At 66.6% G+C, this 18550-nt stretch carries 15 protein-coding genes; 10 read left to right on the forward strand and 5 right to left on the reverse strand.

Features of this window, described 5'->3' with window-relative positions:
- From HNR60_RS13010 to HNR60_RS13025, 4 genes are all read left to right on the forward strand, one after another.
- Positions 1-1130 (forward strand): 2-oxo acid dehydrogenase subunit E2 (locus HNR60_RS13010; protein WP_246432927.1); only part of this gene is annotated, 1130 nt, incomplete at its 5' end.
- A 97-nt stretch (positions 1131-1227) separates the two neighbouring features.
- Positions 1228-2646 carry a dihydrolipoyl dehydrogenase gene (gene lpdA / locus HNR60_RS13015; protein WP_184258123.1) on the forward strand — a complete coding sequence of 473 codons (1419 nt, stop codon included), beginning with the start codon at positions 1228-1230 and terminating at the stop codon, positions 2644-2646.
- Positions 2647-2901: 255 nt separating this feature from the next.
- A complete protein-coding gene (ilvD, locus tag HNR60_RS13020; RefSeq protein WP_184258125.1) occupies positions 2902-4626 on the forward strand; it encodes a dihydroxy-acid dehydratase in 1725 nt (574 codons plus the stop codon).
- Positions 4613-5422 carry a tetratricopeptide repeat protein gene (locus HNR60_RS13025; protein ID WP_184258127.1) on the forward strand — a complete coding sequence of 270 codons (810 nt, stop codon included), beginning with the start codon at positions 4613-4615 and terminating at the stop codon, positions 5420-5422. Before ilvD ends, HNR60_RS13025 begins: the two co-directional genes overlap by 14 nt.
- Positions 5423-5688: 266 nt before the next feature.
- Here HNR60_RS13025 and xth read toward each other — a convergent pair whose 3' ends face one another.
- Positions 5689-6480 (reverse strand): exodeoxyribonuclease III, encoded by a 792-nt coding sequence (gene xth, locus HNR60_RS13030; protein WP_184258129.1) that lies wholly within the window; start codon positions 6478-6480, stop codon positions 5689-5691.
- A 155-nt stretch (positions 6481-6635) separates the two neighbouring features.
- Between xth and HNR60_RS13035 the strand changes: the two genes are divergently transcribed.
- Entirely contained in the window at positions 6636-7766 is a 1131-nt protein-coding gene (locus HNR60_RS13035; RefSeq protein WP_184258131.1) for an efflux RND transporter periplasmic adaptor subunit, read from the forward strand.
- A gap of 3 nt (positions 7767-7769) precedes the next feature.
- The gene (locus tag HNR60_RS13040) at positions 7770-10898 is read left to right on the forward strand and encodes an efflux RND transporter permease subunit (protein WP_184258133.1); all 3129 of its coding nucleotides are present in this window, start codon (positions 7770-7772) and stop codon (positions 10896-10898) included.
- 15 nt (positions 10899-10913) lie between these two features.
- On the opposite strand, the gene HNR60_RS13045 is transcribed toward HNR60_RS13040, so the two are convergent.
- The 3 genes from HNR60_RS13045 to HNR60_RS13055 form a co-directional block, all read right to left on the reverse strand.
- The gene (locus tag HNR60_RS13045) at positions 10914-11531 is read right to left on the reverse strand and encodes a hypothetical protein (RefSeq protein ID WP_184258136.1); all 618 of its coding nucleotides are present in this window, start codon (positions 11529-11531) and stop codon (positions 10914-10916) included.
- A 61-nt stretch (positions 11532-11592) separates the two neighbouring features.
- Positions 11593-12318 (reverse strand): CbtA family protein, encoded by a 726-nt coding sequence (locus tag HNR60_RS13050; protein WP_184258138.1) that lies wholly within the window; start codon positions 12316-12318, stop codon positions 11593-11595.
- Between the two features lie 18 nt (positions 12319-12336).
- Positions 12337-12555, reverse strand: coding sequence for a CbtB domain-containing protein (locus HNR60_RS13055; protein ID WP_184258140.1), 219 nt, complete (start codon positions 12553-12555; stop codon positions 12337-12339).
- A gap of 242 nt (positions 12556-12797) precedes the next feature.
- On the opposite strand from HNR60_RS13055, the gene HNR60_RS13060 reads away from it, so the two are divergent.
- Positions 12798-13373 (forward strand): histidine phosphatase family protein, encoded by a 576-nt coding sequence (locus HNR60_RS13060; RefSeq protein ID WP_184258142.1) that lies wholly within the window; start codon positions 12798-12800, stop codon positions 13371-13373.
- Between the two features lie 13 nt (positions 13374-13386).
- Here the strand turns inward: HNR60_RS13060 and erpA are convergent, their stop codons facing one another.
- Positions 13387-13716, reverse strand: coding sequence for an iron-sulfur cluster insertion protein ErpA (erpA, locus tag HNR60_RS13065; protein WP_184258144.1), 330 nt, complete (start codon positions 13714-13716; stop codon positions 13387-13389).
- Positions 13717-13822: 106 nt separating this feature from the next.
- Here erpA and HNR60_RS13070 point away from each other — a divergent pair, with 106 nt between their 5' ends.
- From HNR60_RS13070 to HNR60_RS13080, 3 genes are all read left to right on the forward strand, one after another.
- Positions 13823-15037, forward strand: coding sequence for a deoxyguanosinetriphosphate triphosphohydrolase (locus HNR60_RS13070; RefSeq protein ID WP_184258146.1), 1215 nt, complete (start codon positions 13823-13825; stop codon positions 15035-15037).
- A gap of 166 nt (positions 15038-15203) precedes the next feature.
- Positions 15204-16997: an arginine--tRNA ligase gene (gene argS / locus HNR60_RS13075; RefSeq protein ID WP_184258148.1), complete on the forward strand. Its 1794-nt coding sequence runs from the start codon at positions 15204-15206 to the stop codon at positions 16995-16997.
- 101 nt (positions 16998-17098) lie between these two features.
- A complete protein-coding gene (locus tag HNR60_RS13080) occupies positions 17099-18529 on the forward strand; it encodes an SPOR domain-containing protein (protein ID WP_184258150.1) in 1431 nt (476 codons plus the stop codon).
- The last annotated feature ends 21 nt before the right edge of the window (positions 18530-18550 follow it).

The following is an 18550-nucleotide window of genomic DNA, read 5'->3' on the forward strand; positions in this document are numbered from 1 at the left end:
GCCGCCCCCCCCCCCCCCCCCGGCCCACCCCCCGCCGCCTGGGGGGGGGCCGCCGCCCGCCCGCGCCCCCCGGCGGGGGGGGGGGCGCCCCCCATTCTTCCTCGAAAGAACCGTCCGCGAAACAAAGTGCCCCCTCACCCCAACCCTCTCCCCAGAGGGGAGAGGGAGCCGGCAGTGCCGGTGGCGAGGCCGCGCACGGCAACGGCCGGGTGTTCTCTTCGCCACTGGCGCGGCGGCTGGCGAAGGACGCCGGCATCGAGATCGGCCGCATCGAAGGCTCCGGTCCGCACGGCCGCGTCATCGCTCGCGACGTCGAGGAGGCCAAGTCCGGCAAGGGCCTGAAGGCGCCGGCCGCGCCGCCTTCGGTCGCGCCGCAACTTGCGCCGTCGATGTCGGATCAGCAGATCCGCGGCTATTTCAAAGAGGGTAGCTTTGAGGAGGTGCCGCACGACAGCATGCGCAGGATTATCGCGCAACGTCTGGTGCAGGCGAAGCAGACCATTCCGCATTTCTATCTGACGATGGACTGCAATCTCGATCGGCTGATGACCGCGCGCGAGGTGATCAATGCGCAGGCTCCGAAGGACAAGGACGGCAAGCCGGCCTACAAGCTCTCGGTCAATGATTTCATCATCAAGGCGCTGGCGCTGGCGTTGCAGCGCGTGCCCGACGCCAACGTCACCTGGACCGAAGGCACCATGCTGAAGCATCGCGCCTCCGACGTCGGCGTCGCGGTGTCGATCCCCGGCGGGCTGATAACCCCGGTGGTGCGCGACGCGCATCTGAAATCGGTGTCGACGATCTCGCGCGAGATGAAGGACTTTGCCGCGCGCGCCCGCAACCGCCGGCTGAAGCCGGAGGAATATCAGGGCGGCAGCACCGCGGTGTCCAATCTCGGCATGTTTGGCATCAAGGACTTTGCCGCGGTGATCAACCCGCCGCACGCCACCATCCTGGCGGTCGGCGCCGGCGAGCAGCGCGCCGTGGTGATCGACGGCAAGGTCGAGGTCGCCACCGTGATGAGCGCCACGCTCTCCACCGACCACCGCGCCGTCGACGGCGCGCTCGGCGCGGAGCTGCTGGGCGCGTTCAAGCTGTTGATCGAGAATCCGGTGATGATGGTGGTGTAAGCGTTCGCCGCGGAGACGAATTTCTTCCCTCCCACAATAGGTGAGGGAAGAACCGCTGAACGACAATGCGTCACATGACGAAAGCGAGCGACTAAGCATGTCCGACACCTCCTTCGACATCATCATCATCGGCTCCGGCCCCGGCGGCTATGTGGCGGCGATCCGCGCAGCGCAGCTCGGCCTCAAGACCGCGATCGTGGAAAAGTCCTATCTCGGCGGCATCTGCCTGAACTGGGGCTGCATCCCGACCAAGGCGCTCTTACGCTCGGCGGAGATCTATCACACCATGCAGCACGCCAAGGATTTTGGGCTGTCGGCGGACAATATCAGCTACGATCCGAAGGCCGTCGTGCAACGCTCGCGCGGTGTCTCCAAGCGCCTCAATGACGGCGTCGGCTTCCTGATGAAGAAGAACAAGGTGCAGATCATCTGGGGTGCGGCGACCATCGACGCGCCGGGCAAGATCACCGTGAAGGCATCCAAGGCCGAAGGCCCGAAGGGCGCGCTGGGCGAGGGAAGCTATCAGGCCAAGCACATCATCGTCGCCACCGGGGCGCGGCCGCGCGTGCTGCCCGGGCTCGAGCCCGACAAGAAGCTGGTCTGGACCTATTTCGAGGCGATGGTGCCGGAAGCGATTCCGAAGTCGCTGCTGGTGGTCGGCTCCGGCGCGATCGGCATCGAATTCGCGTCGTTCTTCCACACGATGGGCAGCAAGGTCACCGTGGTCGAGGTGCTGCCGCAGGTGCTTCCGGTCGAGGACGCCGAGATCGCAGGCCTTGCCCGCAAGCGGTTCGAGAAGCAGGGCATCAAGATCCTGACCGGCACCAAGGTCAGCAAGCTGGAGAAGAAGGCCGACAGCGTCATCGCCACCATCGACGACGGCAAAAAGACCGAAGCGGTCGAATTCGACCGGGTGATCTCCGCCGTGGGCGTGGTCGGCAATATCGAGAACCTCGGGTTGGAGAAGCTCGGGGTGAAGACCGAGCGCGGCTGCGTGGTGATCGACGGTTATGGCAAGACCAACGTCCCCGGGATCTACGCGATCGGCGACGTCGCAGGTCCGCCGATGCTGGCGCACAAGGCCGAGCATGAGGGCGTGATCTGCGTCGAGGCGATCAAGGGCCTCGACCCGCATCCGATGAACAAGCAGATGATTCCGGGCTGCACCTATTGCAATCCGCAGATCGCCTCGGTCGGGCTCACCGAAGCCAAGGCCAAGGAGGGCGGCCGCGAGATCCGGGTCGGCCGCTTCCCGTTCGCCGGCAACGGCAAGGCGATCGCGCTCGGCGAGGACCAGGGCCTGGTCAAGGTGATCTTCGACAAGGCAACCGGGCAGTTGCTCGGCGCGCATATGATCGGCGCCGAGGTCACCGAACTGATCCAGGGCTACGTGGTGGCGATGAACCTGGAGACCACGGAGGCCGAGTTGATGCACACCATCTTCCCGCATCCGACGCTGTCGGAGATGATGAAGGAAGCCGTGCTGGACGCCTACGGCCAGGTGCTGAACGCCTGAGGCCTCAGGCACCCATTTCCCGCTGTGACAGCGGCCTGATAATGGTGGCCGGCGCGCAACGAATGTTGCTTTGCCGCCACAGTTCTTTAACATTTAACCCTGACCGCAGGTGCTCCTTGCCTGCGCCGCTATTTAGCCACACCCCTCCACGAAATCATTTCCTGTAGAGCAAATTGGCCGTCCGTGTTGCGAAGGCGATGGAAAACCTCTCCGGTTTTTCAGGCTGACAACAACAAATGGCCGAGGAAACAGATCGTGGACGCCAACTCTAACATCAAGGCGAGGTTGCCCAGCCGTCACGTGACGGAAGGCCCGGAGCGGGCGCCGCACCGCTCCTATCTCTATGCCATGGGGTTGACCACGCAGCAGATCCACCAGCCCTTCGTCGGCGTGGCGTCGTGCTGGAATGAAGCCGCCCCCTGCAACATCTCGCTGATGCGCCAGGCCCAGGCGGTGAAGAAGGGCGTCGCCGCCGCCGGCGGCACCCCGCGCGAGTTCTGCACCATCACCGTCACCGACGGCATCGCCATGGGCCATGACGGCATGCGCTCGTCGCTGCCGTCGCGCGAAGTCATCGCCGATTCCGTCGAGCTGACGATCCGCGGCCATTCCTATGACGCGCTGGTCGGGCTCGCCGGCTGCGACAAGTCTTTGCCCGGGATGATGATGGCGATGGTCCGGCTCAACGTGCCGTCGATCTTCATCTATGGCGGCTCGATCCTGCCCGGCACCTTCCGCGGCCAGCAGGTCACCGTGCAGGACATGTTCGAGGCGGTCGGCAAGCATTCGGTCGGCGCGATGTCGGACGCCGACCTCGACGAAATCGAGCGGGTGGCGTGCCCCTCGGCCGGCGCCTGCGGCGCCCAGTTCACCGCCAACACCATGGCGACGGTCTCCGAGGCGATCGGCCTGGCGCTGCCGTATTCGGCCGGCGCACCGGCGCCCTACGAAATCCGCGACGCGTTCTGCATGACCGCCGGCGAGCAGATCATGACGCTGATCGCCAAGAACATCCGGCCGCGCGACATCGTCACGCTGAAGGCGCTGCAGAACGCTGCCGCCGTGGTGGCGGCCTCCGGCGGCTCGACCAATGCGGCGCTGCATCTGCCGGCGATCGCGCATGAATGTGGAATCAAATTTGACCTATTTGACGTCGCCGAAATCTTCAAAAAGACACCCTATGTCGCGGATTTGAAACCAGGCGGCCGTTATGTCGCCAAAGACATGTACGAAGTTGGCGGCATACCGCTTCTGATGAAAACATTGCTCGATCATGGCTACCTGCACGGCGACTGCCTGACGGTCACCGGCCGGACGATTGCGGAAAATTTGAAGACCGTGAAATGGAATCCCGACCAGGACGTGGTGCGCTCAGCGGATCACCCGATCACCGTGACCGGTGGGGTGGTCGGGCTGAAGGGCAACCTCGCCCCCGAGGGCGCGATCGTGAAGGTCGCCGGGATGTCCAATCTGAAATTCACCGGCCCGGCGCGCTGCTTCGACCGCGAAGAAGACGCCTTCGAGGCGGTGCAGAACAAGACCTATCGCGAAGGCGAAGTGATCGTAATCCGCTACGAGGGGCCGCGCGGCGGTCCCGGCATGCGCGAGATGCTGTCGACCACCGCGGCGCTGACCGGGCAGGGCATGGGCGGCAAGATCGCGCTGATCACCGACGGCCGGTTCTCCGGCGCCACCCGCGGCTTCTGCATCGGCCATGTCGGCCCGGAAGCGGCACTCGGCGGTCCGATCGCACTGTTGCAGGACGGCGACATCATCGAGATCGACGCGGTGGCCGGCACGCTTAACGTAAAATTGACCGAGGCCGAACTCTCCGCGCGCAAATCCAACTGGCAACCGCGCGAGACCAACCATTCGTCAGGCGCGTTGTGGAAGTATGCCCAGCAAGTCGGACCCGCGGTCGGTGGCGCGGTGACCCATCCGGGTGGTTCGCACGAGAAACAGTGTTATGCGGATGTTTGAGCGTCGGTTTTCAGTTGTGATGTTGCTGGGCGTGCTGTCGGCGGCGCCGGCGGGGGCGTTCGAAGGCACGCCGGTCACCGGCGAGGAGACCGCGATCCCGGTGGCGGCGGCGCAGCCCGGCGCGGTCGCCACGATGAAGAAGGCGGCGGCGCCGATCACCTCGCTGACCGCGCTGCAATATGCCGCCGAGGGCGGCCACCCGGTGGCGCAGTGGAAGCTCGGCCGGATGTACGCGATCGGCGACGGCGTCGCCCAGGACGACGTGGTGGCGTTCGAATATTTCAGCCGGATCGCCAATGCGCACGCCGAGGACAGCCCGTCGGCGCCGCAGGCGGCGATCGTCGCCAACGCCTTCGTGGCGCTCGGGCGCTATTATCTCGGCGGCATTCCGAACTCAAAGGTCAAGGCCGACGCCGAGCGGGCGCGGGAGATGTTCTCCTACGCGGCGTCGTATTTCGGCAATGCCGACGCGCAATACGATCTGGCCCGGCTGTATCTCAACGGCGTCGGCACGCCGCGCGATTCGCGCTACGGCGCGCGCTGGCTCGGCCTCGCCGCGCAGAAGGGCCAGCACCAGGCCCAGGCGCTGCTCGGCCAGATGCTGTTCAACGGCGAGCAATTGCCGAAGCAGGCGGCGCGCGGCCTGATGTGGCTGACGTTGGCCCGCGACTCGGCCGCCCCCGACGAGACCTGGATCAAGGACAGCTACAACAAGGCGATCGCCAAGGCCTCCGAAGACGACCGCGCCATGGCGCTGCAGATGCTCGAGCACTGGGTCCAGGGCCGCAAGGACTGAGCTGCTTTCGCTTGCCCGGCGTTCGCAGCGAACCTCCCCCCGCAGACTCCTATTGCGACGTGTCCCGGACAAGGCGCAGCGCGTAGCGCTGTGCCGCAGAGCCGGGACTATTACGTCGGCAACCTCTCAGGCCTCGTTCCGCAACGGCCCCGGCTCTGCAGCGCACCACGCCGCAAGCGCGGCGCGTTGCGCTGCGTCCGGGGCACGCCGAACTTTAGCGTTGGGAAGCAGCCGCGGCGTCAGTTAAACCCAAAGCCAAGCCAGCCTCACGCTGCCGCAAGATCCAGATCGATCCACACCGGCACGTGGTCGGAGGGCTTTTCCCAAGCGCGGACGTGCTTGTTGATGCCGACGCCGGTCAGCCGGTCGGCGGCCTGCGGCGACAGCAAGAGGTGGTCGATGCGGATGCCCCAGTTCTTCTGCCAGGCGCCGGCCTGATAGTCCCAGAACGTGTATTGCGAGGGCGCATCGGTCACCGCGCGCAGCGCGTCGGTGAGCCCGAGCCCGAGCAGCGCCTGGAAACTCTCGCGGGTCTGCGGCTTGAACAGCGCGTCGCCGACCCAGGCAGCCGGATTGTGAACGTCGCGGGGCGCCGGAATGACGTTGAAATCGCCGGCCAGGATCAGCGGCTCCTCGGTTTTCAGCCGCTCCTTCGAATACTCAAGAAGCCGCGACATCCATTTGAGCTTGTAGGTGTATTTCTCGGTCTCCGGCGGATTGCCATTGGGCAGATAGAGGCAGGCGACGCGCACCACGCCGGTCTTCAGCGACACCACGCCCTCGATGAAGCGGGCGTGCAGGTCGTCGTCATCGCCGGCCAGCCGCGGCGTGGCTTCCTCCAGCGGATATTTCGACAGCAGCGCGACGCCGTTGAAGGTCTTCTGGCCGTGCGTCACCACGTTGTAGCCCAACGCCTCGATCGCTTCGCGCGGGAACGCCTCGTCGACGCATTTGATCTCCTGCAGGCAGACGATGTCGGGCGCGCAGTCCTTCAGCCAGACCAGCAGATGGTCGAGCCGTTGTCGCACAGAATTAACGTTCCACGTCGCGATACGCATAACGGCCTTCCTTACCGCGAATTAAGCTGGGCGGCATACCACGGGCAGGTCGCCTGTGATAAGTCATTCCATCACAGCACAAAAGTGGCTTGGCGCGGCGAGGCCAGAGGAACCAGAGGTCGCGGTCCCCGGCGGGCCCGACCACGCAGGGTGTCATGAACAAGCGGAATCGGATTGTCGTCGCAGCCTTGCTCGGCGTCGTGGTGGTCGGCGGCTATCTCACGCGGTCGTCTTGGATGGCGGACGGCGCCAACGTCCAGGCCCCGCAGGGCGCCCGGGTGGTGGCGGTGGAAATTGCCCGCGCCGAACGAAAGGCCGTGCCGATCGATGTCGACGCCATCGGCATGGTGACGCCGATCTCCAGTGTGGCGCTGAAATCCCGGCTCGAGACCACCATCATCGCGGTGCATTTCCAGGACGGCGCCAGGGTCGAAGAGGGCCAGCTGTTGTTCACGCTGGACGCCCGGCAGATCGACGCGCAGATCGAGCAGGCCGAGGGCAATCTGGCGCGCGACCAGGCGCAGCGCGCCGGCGCCGAGCGCGACCTCAAGCGGTTCGGCGACCTGATCGGCAAGGGCGCCACCACCCAGGTCAACCTCGACAACGCCAAGACCCAGTTCGACATCCTCAGCGGCACCATCAAGGCCGCCCAGTCGGCGCTGGACAATCTCAAGGTTCAGAAGAGCTTCACCACCATCCGGGCGCCGTTCGCCGGGAGAATCAGCGCCGCCAACGTCAAGATCGGCAATTTCGTTCGTCCGGCCGACACCACGCCGCTGGCGACCATCAACCAGATGGCGCCGGTCTATGTGTCGTTCGCGGTGCCGCAGCGGGTGCTGGCCGAGCTGCGCGACGCCATCGCCGCCGACACCACGCGGGTGATCGCGACGATCCCCGGCAGCGGGCGCTCGGAGGCCGGCAAGGTGGCGATGGTTGAGAACAGCGTCGATTCCACCACCGGCATGGTCACGGTCCGCGGCATCATGGACAACGGTGACGAGACGTTGTGGCCGGGCACGCTGGTCACCACCAAGCTGATCGTGCGCAGCGAGACCGCAGTGGTGGTGCCGACCGTGGCGGTGCAGCGCAGCCAGACCGGCAATTTCGTGTTCGTGGTCAGGGACGGCGCCGCGCATGTGCAGCCGGTCAAGGTCGAGCGTACTTATCAGGGGCTGTCGGTGATCGCCGACGGCCTTCGCGGCGGCGAAGAGGTGGTGACCGACGGGCAGTTGCTGCTGTCGGACGGCACCAAGGTCGAGGCGCGCGCCCGCAAAGCCGGGGCCTGAGCCATGACGCTCTCCGAAGTCTGCATCCGCCGCCCGGTGATGACGACGCTGATCACCGCGTCGATCATCGCCTTCGGCATCTTCGGCTTCCGCCTCTTGCCGGTCTCGGCGCTGCCCAAGGTCGACTTCCCGACCATCGCGGTGACCGCCACCTTGCCCGGCGCCAGCCCCGATACCATGGCGGCGTCGGTCGCCGGCGTGATCGAGCGGCAGCTCTCGACCATCGCCGGGATCTCGTCGATGTCGTCGAGCTCGTCGCAGGGCACCACCGCAATCACCATCCAGTTCGACCTCAACCGCAACATCGACGCCGCGGCGCTCGACGTGCAGACCGCGCTGACCATCGCGCAGCGCCGGCTGCCGATCGAAATGACCACGCCGCCGAGCTTCCGCAAGGTGAACCCGGCCGACTTCCCGGTGCTGTTCGTGTCGCTGAGTTCGGCGACGCTGCCGCTGTCGGCGGTCAACGAATATGGCGACATCACCATCGGCCAGGCGCTGTCGCAGGTGCCGGGCGTGGCGCAGGTGATGATCTTCGGCGCGCAGAAATTCGCCGTGCGGGTGCAGGCCGATCCGGAAGCTGCGGCGGCGCGCGGGCTGTCGCTGGAAGATATCCGCACCGCGGTGGCGCGGGCCAATTCCTCGACCCCGGTCGGCACCCTGAACGGGCCGAAGCAGGACATCTCGCTGCAGGCCTCCGGCCAGATGGACAAGGCCGCGGACTATCGCCACATCGTGGTGGCCTGGCGCAACGGCTCGCCCGTCAAGCTCGACGAGGTGGCGCGGATCTATGACAGCGTCGAGAACGACAAGATCGCCACCTGGCTGAACGACACCCGCGCCATCGTGCTGGCGATCCAGAAGCAGCCCGACGCCAATACGGTGGCGGTGGTCGACGGGGTGCGCGCCAAGCTGCCGGGGCTGCGCGCGCAGATCCCGCCCTCGATCAACGTCAGCGTGATGATGGACCGCTCGGTGTCGGTGCGGCAGGCCGTCGCCGACGTTGAGGAGACGCTGCTGATCGCCGTGGTGCTGGTGATCCTGGTGATCTTCCTGTTCCTGCGCTCGGCCTGGGCCACCTTCATTCCCGCGCTGGCGGTGCCGATCTCGCTGCTCGGCACCTGCGCGGTGATGTATATGTTGGATTTCTCGATCAACAACATGACGCTGCTGGCGCTGACGCTGTCGGTCGGCTTCGTGGTCGACGACGCCATCGTGATGCTGGAGAACATCGTCCGCCACATCGAGCACGGCATGCGGCCGTTCGAGGCGGCGCTGAAGGGCGCCCGCGAGATCGGCTTCACCATCATCTCGATCACGTTTTCGCTGATCGCGGTGTTCATCCCGGTGCTGCTGATGGGCGGCATCGTCGGCCGCGTGTTCCGCGAATTCGCGGTGACGATTGCGGCTGCGATCGTGGTGTCGGGCTTCGTGTCGCTGACGCTGACGCCGATGCTGTGCGCGCGGGTGTTGAAGGCGCACGACCCGCACAAGAAGGAGAACGTCGTTCTTCGGGTGTTCGAGGCGATGTTCGCGGCCTGGCTGCGCGGCTACGAATGGGCGCTCGACCATGTGTTGAAGCGCAAGGCGCTGATGCTGCTGCTGACGTTGGCGACGCTCGGCGGCACGGTCTATCTCTATATGATCGTGCCAAAGGGCTTCTTTCCGCAGGAGGACACCGGCTTTCTCACCGGCGTCACCGAGGCCGCCACCGACACTTCGTTCGAGGCGATGACGGTGCGCCAGCAGGCGCTGGTGGCGATCCTGAAATCCGACCCGGCGGTCGATTACATCAACTCAACGGTCGGCTCCGGCGGCCCCAATCCGACCGGCAATTACGGCCGGCTGTTCATCGCGCTGAAGCCGCAAAGCGAGCGCGAAAGCGCGCCGGTGGTGATGGCGCGGCTGCGCGAGACCGCGATGCAGGTGCCGGGGCTGCAGGCGTTCTTCCAGAGCATCCAGAATCTCAACATCGGCGGGCGGCCGTCGAAGAGCCAGTATCAGTACGTCTTGCAGAGCGGTGACACCGAGGCGCTGTACCGGCTGGCGCCGGAAATGCGCGACAAGATCGCCAAGGTGCCGGGGCTGTTGGACGTCACCACCGACCTCTACATCAAGAACCCGCAGCTGACGGTGGAGATCGACCGCGAGAAGGCCGCGGTCTACGGCATCACCGTCGATCAGGTGCGCAACCAGCTCTACAACGCCTACGGCTCGCGCCAGGTCGGCACCATCTACATGCCGTCGAACGACTACCAGATCATCCTGGAAGCGCAGCCGCAGTTCCGGGTCGATCCCTCCGATCTGTCGAAGCTCTACATGAAGACCGCCGCCAACCAGACCATTCCGATGGACGTGGTGGCAAAGCTGGTGCCGACGGTGGGCCCGCTGCAGATCAACCACCAGGGCCAGCAGCCCGCGGTGACGATCTCGTTCAACCTCGCGCCCGGCAATTCGCTGGGCTACGCGGTCGATGAAATCACCAGGATCGAGGCGCAGTCCAATCTGCCGGTGACCATTGCCACAGGCTTCTCCGGCACCGCGCAGGTGTTCCAGGATTCACTGCGCGGGCAGGGCGTGTTGATCCTGGCCGCGGTGTTCGCCGCCTTCGTGATCCTCGGCATTCTCTACGAGAGCTTCATCCACCCGATCACCATCATCTCCGGGCTGCCCTCGGCCGGCATCGGCGCGATCCTGACGCTGATGTTGTTCAACATGGAGTTGTCGGTGATCGCGATGATCGGCATCGTCATGCTGGTCGGCATCGTCAAGAAGAACGCCATCATGATGGTCGACTTCGCGCTGGAGCGCCGGCGATTCGGTCTTTCCGCCGAGCAGGCGATCCGCGAGGCGGCGCTGCTGCGGTTTCGCCCGATCATGATGACCACCTTCGCGGCGATCTTCGGCACGCTGCCGATTGCCTTGGGAGCGGGGGCGGGCGCCGAATTGCGCCAGCCGCTCGGCGTCGCGGTGGTCGGCGGGCTGTGCGTCTCGCAGCTGTTGACGCTGTTCATCACGCCGGTGATCTACATCTATCTCGACAAGGTCGACCGAAGGCTGAAGCGCAAGCTCGAGCCGCAACTCGATACGGTCGGCGACGCCGGACGGCCGCGGATCGAGGCGGCGGAGTAGCTTACGCTCGGCTCGTCACCCGCGACGCCGGCGCCCCGGACGCGCGGCGAGCGCCACGCCGCCGATCGCCGCCAGCGCCACGCTTCCCAACACCGCCAGGCTCGGCAGATGGCCGGGCACGTCGGTCCAGTGCGGCTGCACCACGTCGGCGGTGTTGAAGGTCTCGCCGCTGAAGCTGCACAGCTCCAGCGTGCCGTTCAGCAGCAATTCGCGGTCGACCTTGGCGGCGAGCGTGTGCGCTTCGGCCGCCGGCGGCGCGGTCTCGCTCATCGCCGAAAGCAAGGCGCGGGTCGCGGCGAGATAGGCGTGGGCGCATTCGTTGAACGGGCTGTCGTCGTTGTCGATGGCGCCCGGCATCAGCCCCCACAGGCAGATCGCGTATTGGATGCGGGCGTAGTTCAGGATCCGCGAAAACCGCTCGTCGCGCTGCGGCTGACGCTCGGCGAGCGCCAGGATCGCGGCACGGTTGGCGTCGAGCACCGCCATCTGGCCGTGCGAGAGGCTCGGGATCGCGATGCCGGTGGTGGGGCCGCCGGTGCGGTGGTGGGCGGCCGCCGGGGTCAGCGTCGCCGCGACGACGAGCAGCACAGTGGCGGTGAGCAGCCGGCTTCGCGTCAGGCCCAGGCGCGTCATGATGATATCCCTGGCGCGGCGGTGCGCTCCCGGGGGAGCGCACCTGTTTGTGCGTGGTCGCCTAACGGCCGCGGCCCGCCGTGAGCTGCCGCTGCGTCAATGCGCCGAATGCCAGACCGAGCGTCGCCCACAGCACCGCGCCGATGCCGAGCGAGGCGGCGCGGAAATTCCACAGCACGTCGGCGGAGAAGTCCGCCGGCACCTCGCTGATCGACGGCAGCGCCAGCATCACGCCGGCCATCGCGATCGCGTAGATCGCGATCCCGATCAGCGCCGCGCTCCAGCCCCCCAGCCGCGCCATCAGCTGGCGCGCGGTGCCGAGCGCCGCAATCGCCACGGCGATCGACAGGCCGAGCAGCAGGAAATAGAACCCGGTGCGCGCGGCGATGCTGTCGGGGCTGCCGACCGCCGGCGGATTGGCCGGGTATTTCAGCTGCGGCACCACCACCAGGACGATGAAGCCGGCGGCGGCGAGCACGGCGGCGGTCAGCAACGGCGACCAGCGGCCGAGCCGGCCGTGGAAATAGGCGAAGGCCAGCCCGAAAATGCCGCCGAGCGCGCAGCCCACCACGACGATGCCGGTGAACAGCCCGAGCGTGCTTTGCACCGCGCGGCTGACCAGTTCGGGCTCGGCTTCGGCGGCGGCACCGGCGGCAGCACTGGCGTGCTCTTCGAAGGCGATGGCGAGATCGACTTGCGGCTCGCCGAACAGATAGGCGAAGCCAGCCGCCAGCAGTCCGGCGAGGATGCCAACCAGCATCCCCCGGACCAGGAGAGTTCTAACCATGATGTGTCGGCCTTATGCTCAGTGGCAGGGGAAGCCGAGCAGATGGCGGCCGTCGTGCAGGAATTCATGCACATACATGCCGTCGAACATCGACAACGCGCCCTGTTCGGCGCCGACGAAGTAAACGGCGATGATCGCCAAGAGGCCGCCGAAGATCGCCCAGGGCAGGATCTCGCGGACCGGAATGACGGTAGGAATTGCGGGCTGCAGAGCCGGCGCGGATACGACGTGTGACATGAAAAGACTCCTCTGGGATTGCGCGTCCCGTTCGAGATATGACGGCTTCCGGAGGGGTCTGACTTCCGATCCAAGCTGACGCAGCAGGACCGATTACAGTGGCGCGACCGTGCCGGGTTTTCACCAGCTTCCCTTCGATAGCAGACGGCAAATGATGCCCGTTCACATCAGCAGTGTCAACGTAGCCGATCGTGGCATGGCGTGTGGTAACAGCGCTTGCTTCGAACCGCACAGGGCCTGACATGACGCTCCATCTCACCTTGCTTTGCCATGCGCCGACCGCAGCGACCCGCGCCGCCGCGTTTGCGGATGACGAAGCTCTGGACGAGAAGGGGATCGCGGCTGCAGCGGCGCTCGCTGCGAGCTTGCCGCGCTATGGCCGCGTGCTGAGCAGTCCGGCGCGCGCGGCGCTGCAGACCGCCACGGCGCTGCGGCTGGATGCCGAGGTGATCACGGAGCTGCGCGATGCCGATTCGGGTCGCTGGCGCGGGCAGCCGATCGCCGAGGTTGCCGCCGCCGAGCCGGAGGCGTTGGCGCTGTGGATGTCGTCGCCGGATGCCGCGCCGCATGGCGGCGAATCGGTCGCCGCGGTGATCGCGCGGGTCGGCGCGTGGCTCGATGGATTGCAGCTGTCGGGCAGGGTGCTGGCGGTCAGCCCCCCCGCGATTGTTCGCGCGGCGGTGATCCATGTGTTGCAGGCGCCGGCTACAAGCTTCTGGAAGATCGATGCCGGGCCGTTGGCGCGGATCGATCTCACGCGCAACGCGCAGCGCTGGGCGCTGCGCGCGCCCTCAGTTCAGCGCGACGTCGGCGAGTGACGCCGCAAAGGGCTCAGATCGAGAAGCTGGTGCCGCAGCCGCAGGACGCGGTGGCGTTGGGATTGTTGACGCGGAACGAGGCGCCGATCAGGTCGTCGACGAAATCAAGTTCGGCGCCCTCGAGGAACGGCACCGAGGCGGAATCCACCAGCACCACCGCGCTGTCGCGGGCGATCACGGTGTCGTCGGCATTCCTGGCGCGCTCGACGTCGAATTTGTATTGAAAGCCCGAGCAGCCGCCGCCCTCGACGCTGATCCGCAGCATCGCGCCGTCACCCTCTTTGGTGAGAATCTCGCCGATCCGGCGCGCGGCGCGTTCGCTGATGGTGACGCTGGCGGTCATGAGGGCTCTCCGAAGTCGTCGCGGCGCTGCAAATCATTGGAATAAGCCGCCCGCCATAGTTAAGTGCGGCGGCTGGCGGAATCAATCGCAGAAGGAACAAGGCATCGTGTCGGTCGGAATGGCAGCTCCTCGCGCGGCGTTCGCCTGCGATCCCGATGCGAGCCGCGGCCGGCTGGTCGACGAGCCGCCGAGCAAGACCCGCAGCCCGTTCCGGCGCGATTGCGACCGGGTGATCCATTCCACCGGGTTTCGCCGGCTGAAGCACAAGACCCAGGTGTTCGTCTATCACGAGGGCGACCATTATCGCACCAGGCTGACGCATTCGCTGGAAGTGGCGCAGATCGCCCGCGCCATCGCCCGCCAAATCGGGCTCGACGAGGACCTCACCGAGACGCTGGCGCTGGCCCATGACCTCGGCCATCCGCCGTTCGGCCATGCCGGCGAACGCGCCCTCGACGCCTGCCTGCAGGGCCATGGCGGTTTCGACCACAATGCCCAGAGCCTGCGGGTGGTCACCGCGCTGGAGCATCGTTATCCGGAGTTCAACGGTCTCAACCTGACCTGGGAAACCCTGGAGGGCATCGTCAAGCACAACGGGCCCTTGACCGACCGCGCCGGCGCGCCGCTCGGCCGCTACCTCGCGCACGGCGTGCCGATCGGCATCGTCGAGTTCAACCGCGGCTACGACCTGGAATTGTGGAGCCACGCCTCGCTGGAGGCGCAGGTCGCCGGCATCGCCGACGACATCGCCTATGACGCCCACGACATCGACGACGGGCTGCGCGCCGGGCTGTTCGCGGTCGACGACCTGGCCGAGATGCCGCTGACCGCGCAGATGATCGCGGCGATCGACTTACGTTACCCTGGGCTCGACCCGGCGCGGCGCGGCGCCGAGCTGGTGCGCGAGCTGATTTCCTGTCTGATCGGGGCGGCGGTGAGCGAGGCCGGCCGGCGGCTCAGCTCGGTGCGGCCCGTTTCGGCGCAGGCGGTGCGCGAGGCCGGCCAGGAGATGATCGGCTTCGCCCCGGACGTGGCGGAGGCCGAAGCGCTGATCAAGCGATTCCTCAAGCGCCACATGTATCGCCATCCGCGGGTGATGCGGGTGATGGACGACGCCCAGACCGTGGTGTTCGAGCTGTTTGCGCGGTATCGCGACCATCCGGCGGATCTGCCGGCGGAATGGCTGCCGGCGAATGCCGGGCAGGGCGAGACCGAAGCCGACCGGCTGCGCCGAATCTGCAATTTCATCGCCGGGATGACCGACCGCTTCGCGCTGACCGAGCACCAGCGGCTTTTTGACTTAACTCCGGAATTGCGTTAGGCGGCGGCGTTAAGTGCTTCCTGGTCCAGTCAAATCCGGTTCCCGCCGACGGCGCTGACGGCGCCGCCCGGAAAGTTTTGCGGCGCGCCGCCGGCAAACCGGCTATCCCACGGCCAACAGGCCCCTCAGCCGGAATGATCCGGCGCAAGTTTTGGTTTCAAGTCCCATGCTCGAGTCCGTATCGCCGCCGCATCTGTTCGCCGTCATGCTGTCCCGCGTCCACGCGGTCTGCGACGCGCTGGCCGCCGAGGGCGCGCTGCCCGCCGGGATCGATCTTGCGCGCATCGTGGTGGAGCCGCCGAAGGATGCCAGCCACGGCGACATGGCGACCAACGCCGCGATGGTGCTGGCCAAGGAAGCCAAGGCCAAGCCGCGCGATCTCGCCGAAAAGATCGCCGAGAAGCTTCGCGCCGACGATCTGGTGGCTTCGGTCGACGTGGCCGGGCCGGGCTTCATCAACCTGACGCTGCACCCCAAGGTGTGGTCGGAAGCGTTGCGCACCGTGCTGGCGCAAGGCGCCGGCTATGGCCGTAGCTCCGTCGGCGCCGGCGAGAAGGTCAACGTCGAATACGTCTCGGCCAATCCGACCGGCCCGATGCATGTCGGGCATTGCCGCGGCGCGGTGTTCGGCGACGCGCTGGCGAGCCTTTTGGACTTCGCCGGCTACGACGTCACTCGCGAATACTACATCAACGACGCCGGCGCCCAGGTCGACGTGCTGGCCCGTTCCGCGTTGCTGCGCTACCGCGAGGCGCTCGGCGAAAAGATCGGCGAGATCCCCGAGGGGCTGTATCCCGGCGACTATTTGAAGCCGGTCGGCGAGGCGTTGGCCGCCGAACATGGCGATAAGCTGCTGAACCAGGACGAGGCGGAATGGCTGCCGATCGCCCGCGCCAAGGCGATCGCCATGATGATGGAGATGATCCGCGGCGACCTCGCGGCGCTCAACATCACCCACGAGGAGTTCTTTTCCGAGCGTTCGCTGATCGCCGGCGACACCGACCGCGTCGCCGCGACGATCGATTTCCTGCGCGCCAAGGGCGATGTCTATGAGGGTCGGCTGCCGCCGCCGAAGGGCGCGCCGATCGAGGACTACGAGGATCGCGAGCAGACCCTGTTCCGCGCCACCGCCTATGGCGACGACGTCGACCGGCCGCTGTTGAAGTCGGACGGCTCCTACACCTACTTCGCCTCCGACATCGCCTATCACAAGACCAAGTTCGATCGCGGCTTCCGCAACATGATCGACGTCTGGGGCTCCGACCACGGCGGCTACATCAAGCGCGTGCAGGCGGCGATCAAGGCGGTGACTGGCGGGCAGGGCGCGCTCGATGTCAAGATCGTGCAGCTCGTAAAGCTGCTGCGCAATGGCGAGCCGGTGAAAATGTCGAAGCGCTCCGGCGACTTCGTCACCTTGCGCGAAGTGGTGGACGAAGTCGGCTCCGACGCCGTGCGGTTCATGATGCTGTTCCGCAAGAACGACGCGGTGCTGGATTTCGACCTCGCCAAGGTGATCGAGCAGTCGAAGGACAACGCGGTGTTCTACGTGCAATACGGCCACGCCCGCGGTCATTCTGTGTTCCGCAACGCCCGTGAGGTGATTCCGGATCTGCCCGACGAAGCGGTGGCGCGCGCAGCGTTCCTCGCCGATGCGGCGGTGGAGCGGCTGACCGACACCGCGGAGCTCGGCCTGCTGCGGCAGCTCGCGCTCTATCCGCGCATCGTCGAAGCTGCGGCGTTGGCCCACGAGCCGCACCGCATCGCGTTCTATCTCTATGAACTCGCCAGCGAATTCCACGCGCTCTGGACCCGCGGGCGCGATTTGCCTCATTTACGCTTCATTATCAATAATGATGCAGAGATTACCAAGGCACGGCTGGCATTGGTTCAGGGTGCCGTCTCGGTCCTGGCTTCCGGTCTCGCCGTCCTCGGCGTCCATGCACCAGACGAGATGCGTTAGGCGGGGGCGGTTGTCACGTCGGGATCGTGACGGCCTTTCACAGCGGCTGTTTCGTTTGAACGGCGGGTTGGCGGCTTTCCCGAAGGGGATGCGACATCACCATGGCTGAACGATACCAGGATAGACCTTTTCCCGCGGATGACGATTACCGCGGCGGTCAAAATACGGCTGCCAAGGGCGAGGGCGATCCTCTGGCTGAACTCGCGCGACTGATCGGGCAGACCGATCCGTTCTCGAATTTCGCGCGGACCAATCAGCCGGCGCAGCAGCCGGTCGAGCCCGAGCATGATCCGTTGCGCGATGAGTTTCGCTTGCCGCCGCAATCGCCGGAGCCGGACTACGAGGCGCCGGTCGCGCCGCTGCCGTCCTGGATGCAGAACCGGCGCGACACCGCGTTCCGCCAGGAGCCGGCGATGTCGGCGCATCCGGCCCAGCGCTATGCCACCCCGCAGCCGGCCGCTGAGCCGGACTACCGCGATCAGCAACTCTATGCCGAGGTCACCGCGGCGCAGCCGGCCGATCCGTCGCGCTATGACGACGCGCTGTATGGCGCGGTCGAACCGTCGCAAGGCTATCTGCATCCGCAGCAGGAAGCCTATTCCGATCAGCCCTACGACTATTCCGACGGCTATGCCGAGCAGGCCAGCGAACCGCCACGGCGCCGCAGCGGCATGCTGACCATCGCGGCGGTGCTGGCGCTCGGCGTGATAGGGACCGCCGGGGCCTATGGCTATCGCACCTATGTCGGATCGCCGCGCAGCGGCGAGCCGCCGGTGATCAAGGCCGATACCGCCCCGATCAAGGTGGTCCCGCCGTCCGCCGCCGACGCCGGCAAGCCGATCCAGGATCGGCTGGCCGCGGGCAACACCGTCGAGACCCTGATTTCGCGCGAAGAGCAGCCGCAGGATCCGAGCAAGGCCATGCCGCGCGTGGTGCTGCCGCCGCTGGCGCAGAATTCCAGTCCGCCGTCGGCCGCCAGCGTGGCGCCGGCCGGCAAGCAGCTCTCCGCCAACTCGACCGGCGCGCTCGGCGAGGAGCCGCGCAAGATCAAGACGCTCAGCGTCCGTCCGGATCAGGCCGATCCGTCGGCGGCGCCGAATGGACGGCCCGCAACCAAGCCGGCGGTGACTGCGCCGGCCGCGACGCGGACGCCGCCGGCTCCGGTCGCCAACGCCAATGCCTCGACCGCCAATGCGCCGCTGTCGCTGTCGCCGCAGAGCCAGCCCGCCGAGCCGCGGGCGCGGGTCGCCTCGACGCAACCCACCGAGCAGCCGGCGACCAGCGGCGGCTATGTCGTGCAGGTCTCCTCGCAACGCTCTGAGGCCGACGCCAAGGCCTCGTATCGCGCGCTGCAGAGCAAGTTCGGCTCGGTGCTCGGATCGCATCCGCCGCTGATCAAGCGCGCCGATCTCGGCGACAAGGGCGTGTATTATCGCGCCATGGTCGGGCCGTTCGGCTCGCCCGACGAGGCCTCACAGTTCTGCGGCAGCCTGAAAAGTGCCGGCGGACAGTGCGTCGTCCAAAGAAATTAACGGCGGTTTCCTTGACCCCGG

The sequence above is a fragment of the Rhodopseudomonas rhenobacensis genome, from assembly GCF_014203125.1.
Classification (GTDB): domain Bacteria; phylum Pseudomonadota; class Alphaproteobacteria; order Rhizobiales; family Xanthobacteraceae; genus Rhodopseudomonas_A; species Rhodopseudomonas_A rhenobacensis.

What these genes read in the sequence shown, in the direction of transcription:
- lpdA (WP_184258123.1), top strand. Translation starts at nt 1,228, where the DNA reads ATGTCCGACACCTCCTTCGACATCATCATCATCGGCTCCGGCCCCGGC.
- HNR60_RS13025 (WP_184258127.1), top strand. Translation starts at nt 4,613, where the DNA reads ATGCGGATGTTTGAGCGTCGGTTTTCAGTTGTGATGTTGCTGGGCGTG.
- xth (WP_184258129.1), bottom strand. Translation starts at nt 6,480, where the DNA reads ATGCGTATCGCGACGTGGAACGTTAATTCTGTGCGACAACGGCTCGAC.
- HNR60_RS13035 (WP_184258131.1), top strand. Translation starts at nt 6,636, where the DNA reads ATGAACAAGCGGAATCGGATTGTCGTCGCAGCCTTGCTCGGCGTCGTG.
- HNR60_RS13040 (WP_184258133.1), top strand. Translation starts at nt 7,770, where the DNA reads ATGACGCTCTCCGAAGTCTGCATCCGCCGCCCGGTGATGACGACGCTG.
- HNR60_RS13045 (WP_184258136.1), bottom strand. Translation starts at nt 11,531, where the DNA reads ATGACGCGCCTGGGCCTGACGCGAAGCCGGCTGCTCACCGCCACTGTG.
- HNR60_RS13050 (WP_184258138.1), bottom strand. Translation starts at nt 12,318, where the DNA reads ATGGTTAGAACTCTCCTGGTCCGGGGGATGCTGGTTGGCATCCTCGCC.
- HNR60_RS13055 (WP_184258140.1), bottom strand. Translation starts at nt 12,555, where the DNA reads ATGTCACACGTCGTATCCGCGCCGGCTCTGCAGCCCGCAATTCCTACC.
- HNR60_RS13060 (WP_184258142.1), top strand. Translation starts at nt 12,798, where the DNA reads ATGACGCTCCATCTCACCTTGCTTTGCCATGCGCCGACCGCAGCGACC.
- erpA (WP_184258144.1), bottom strand. Translation starts at nt 13,716, where the DNA reads ATGACCGCCAGCGTCACCATCAGCGAACGCGCCGCGCGCCGGATCGGC.
- argS (WP_184258148.1), top strand. Translation starts at nt 15,204, where the DNA reads ATGCTCGAGTCCGTATCGCCGCCGCATCTGTTCGCCGTCATGCTGTCC.
- HNR60_RS13080 (WP_184258150.1), top strand. Translation starts at nt 17,099, where the DNA reads ATGGCTGAACGATACCAGGATAGACCTTTTCCCGCGGATGACGATTAC.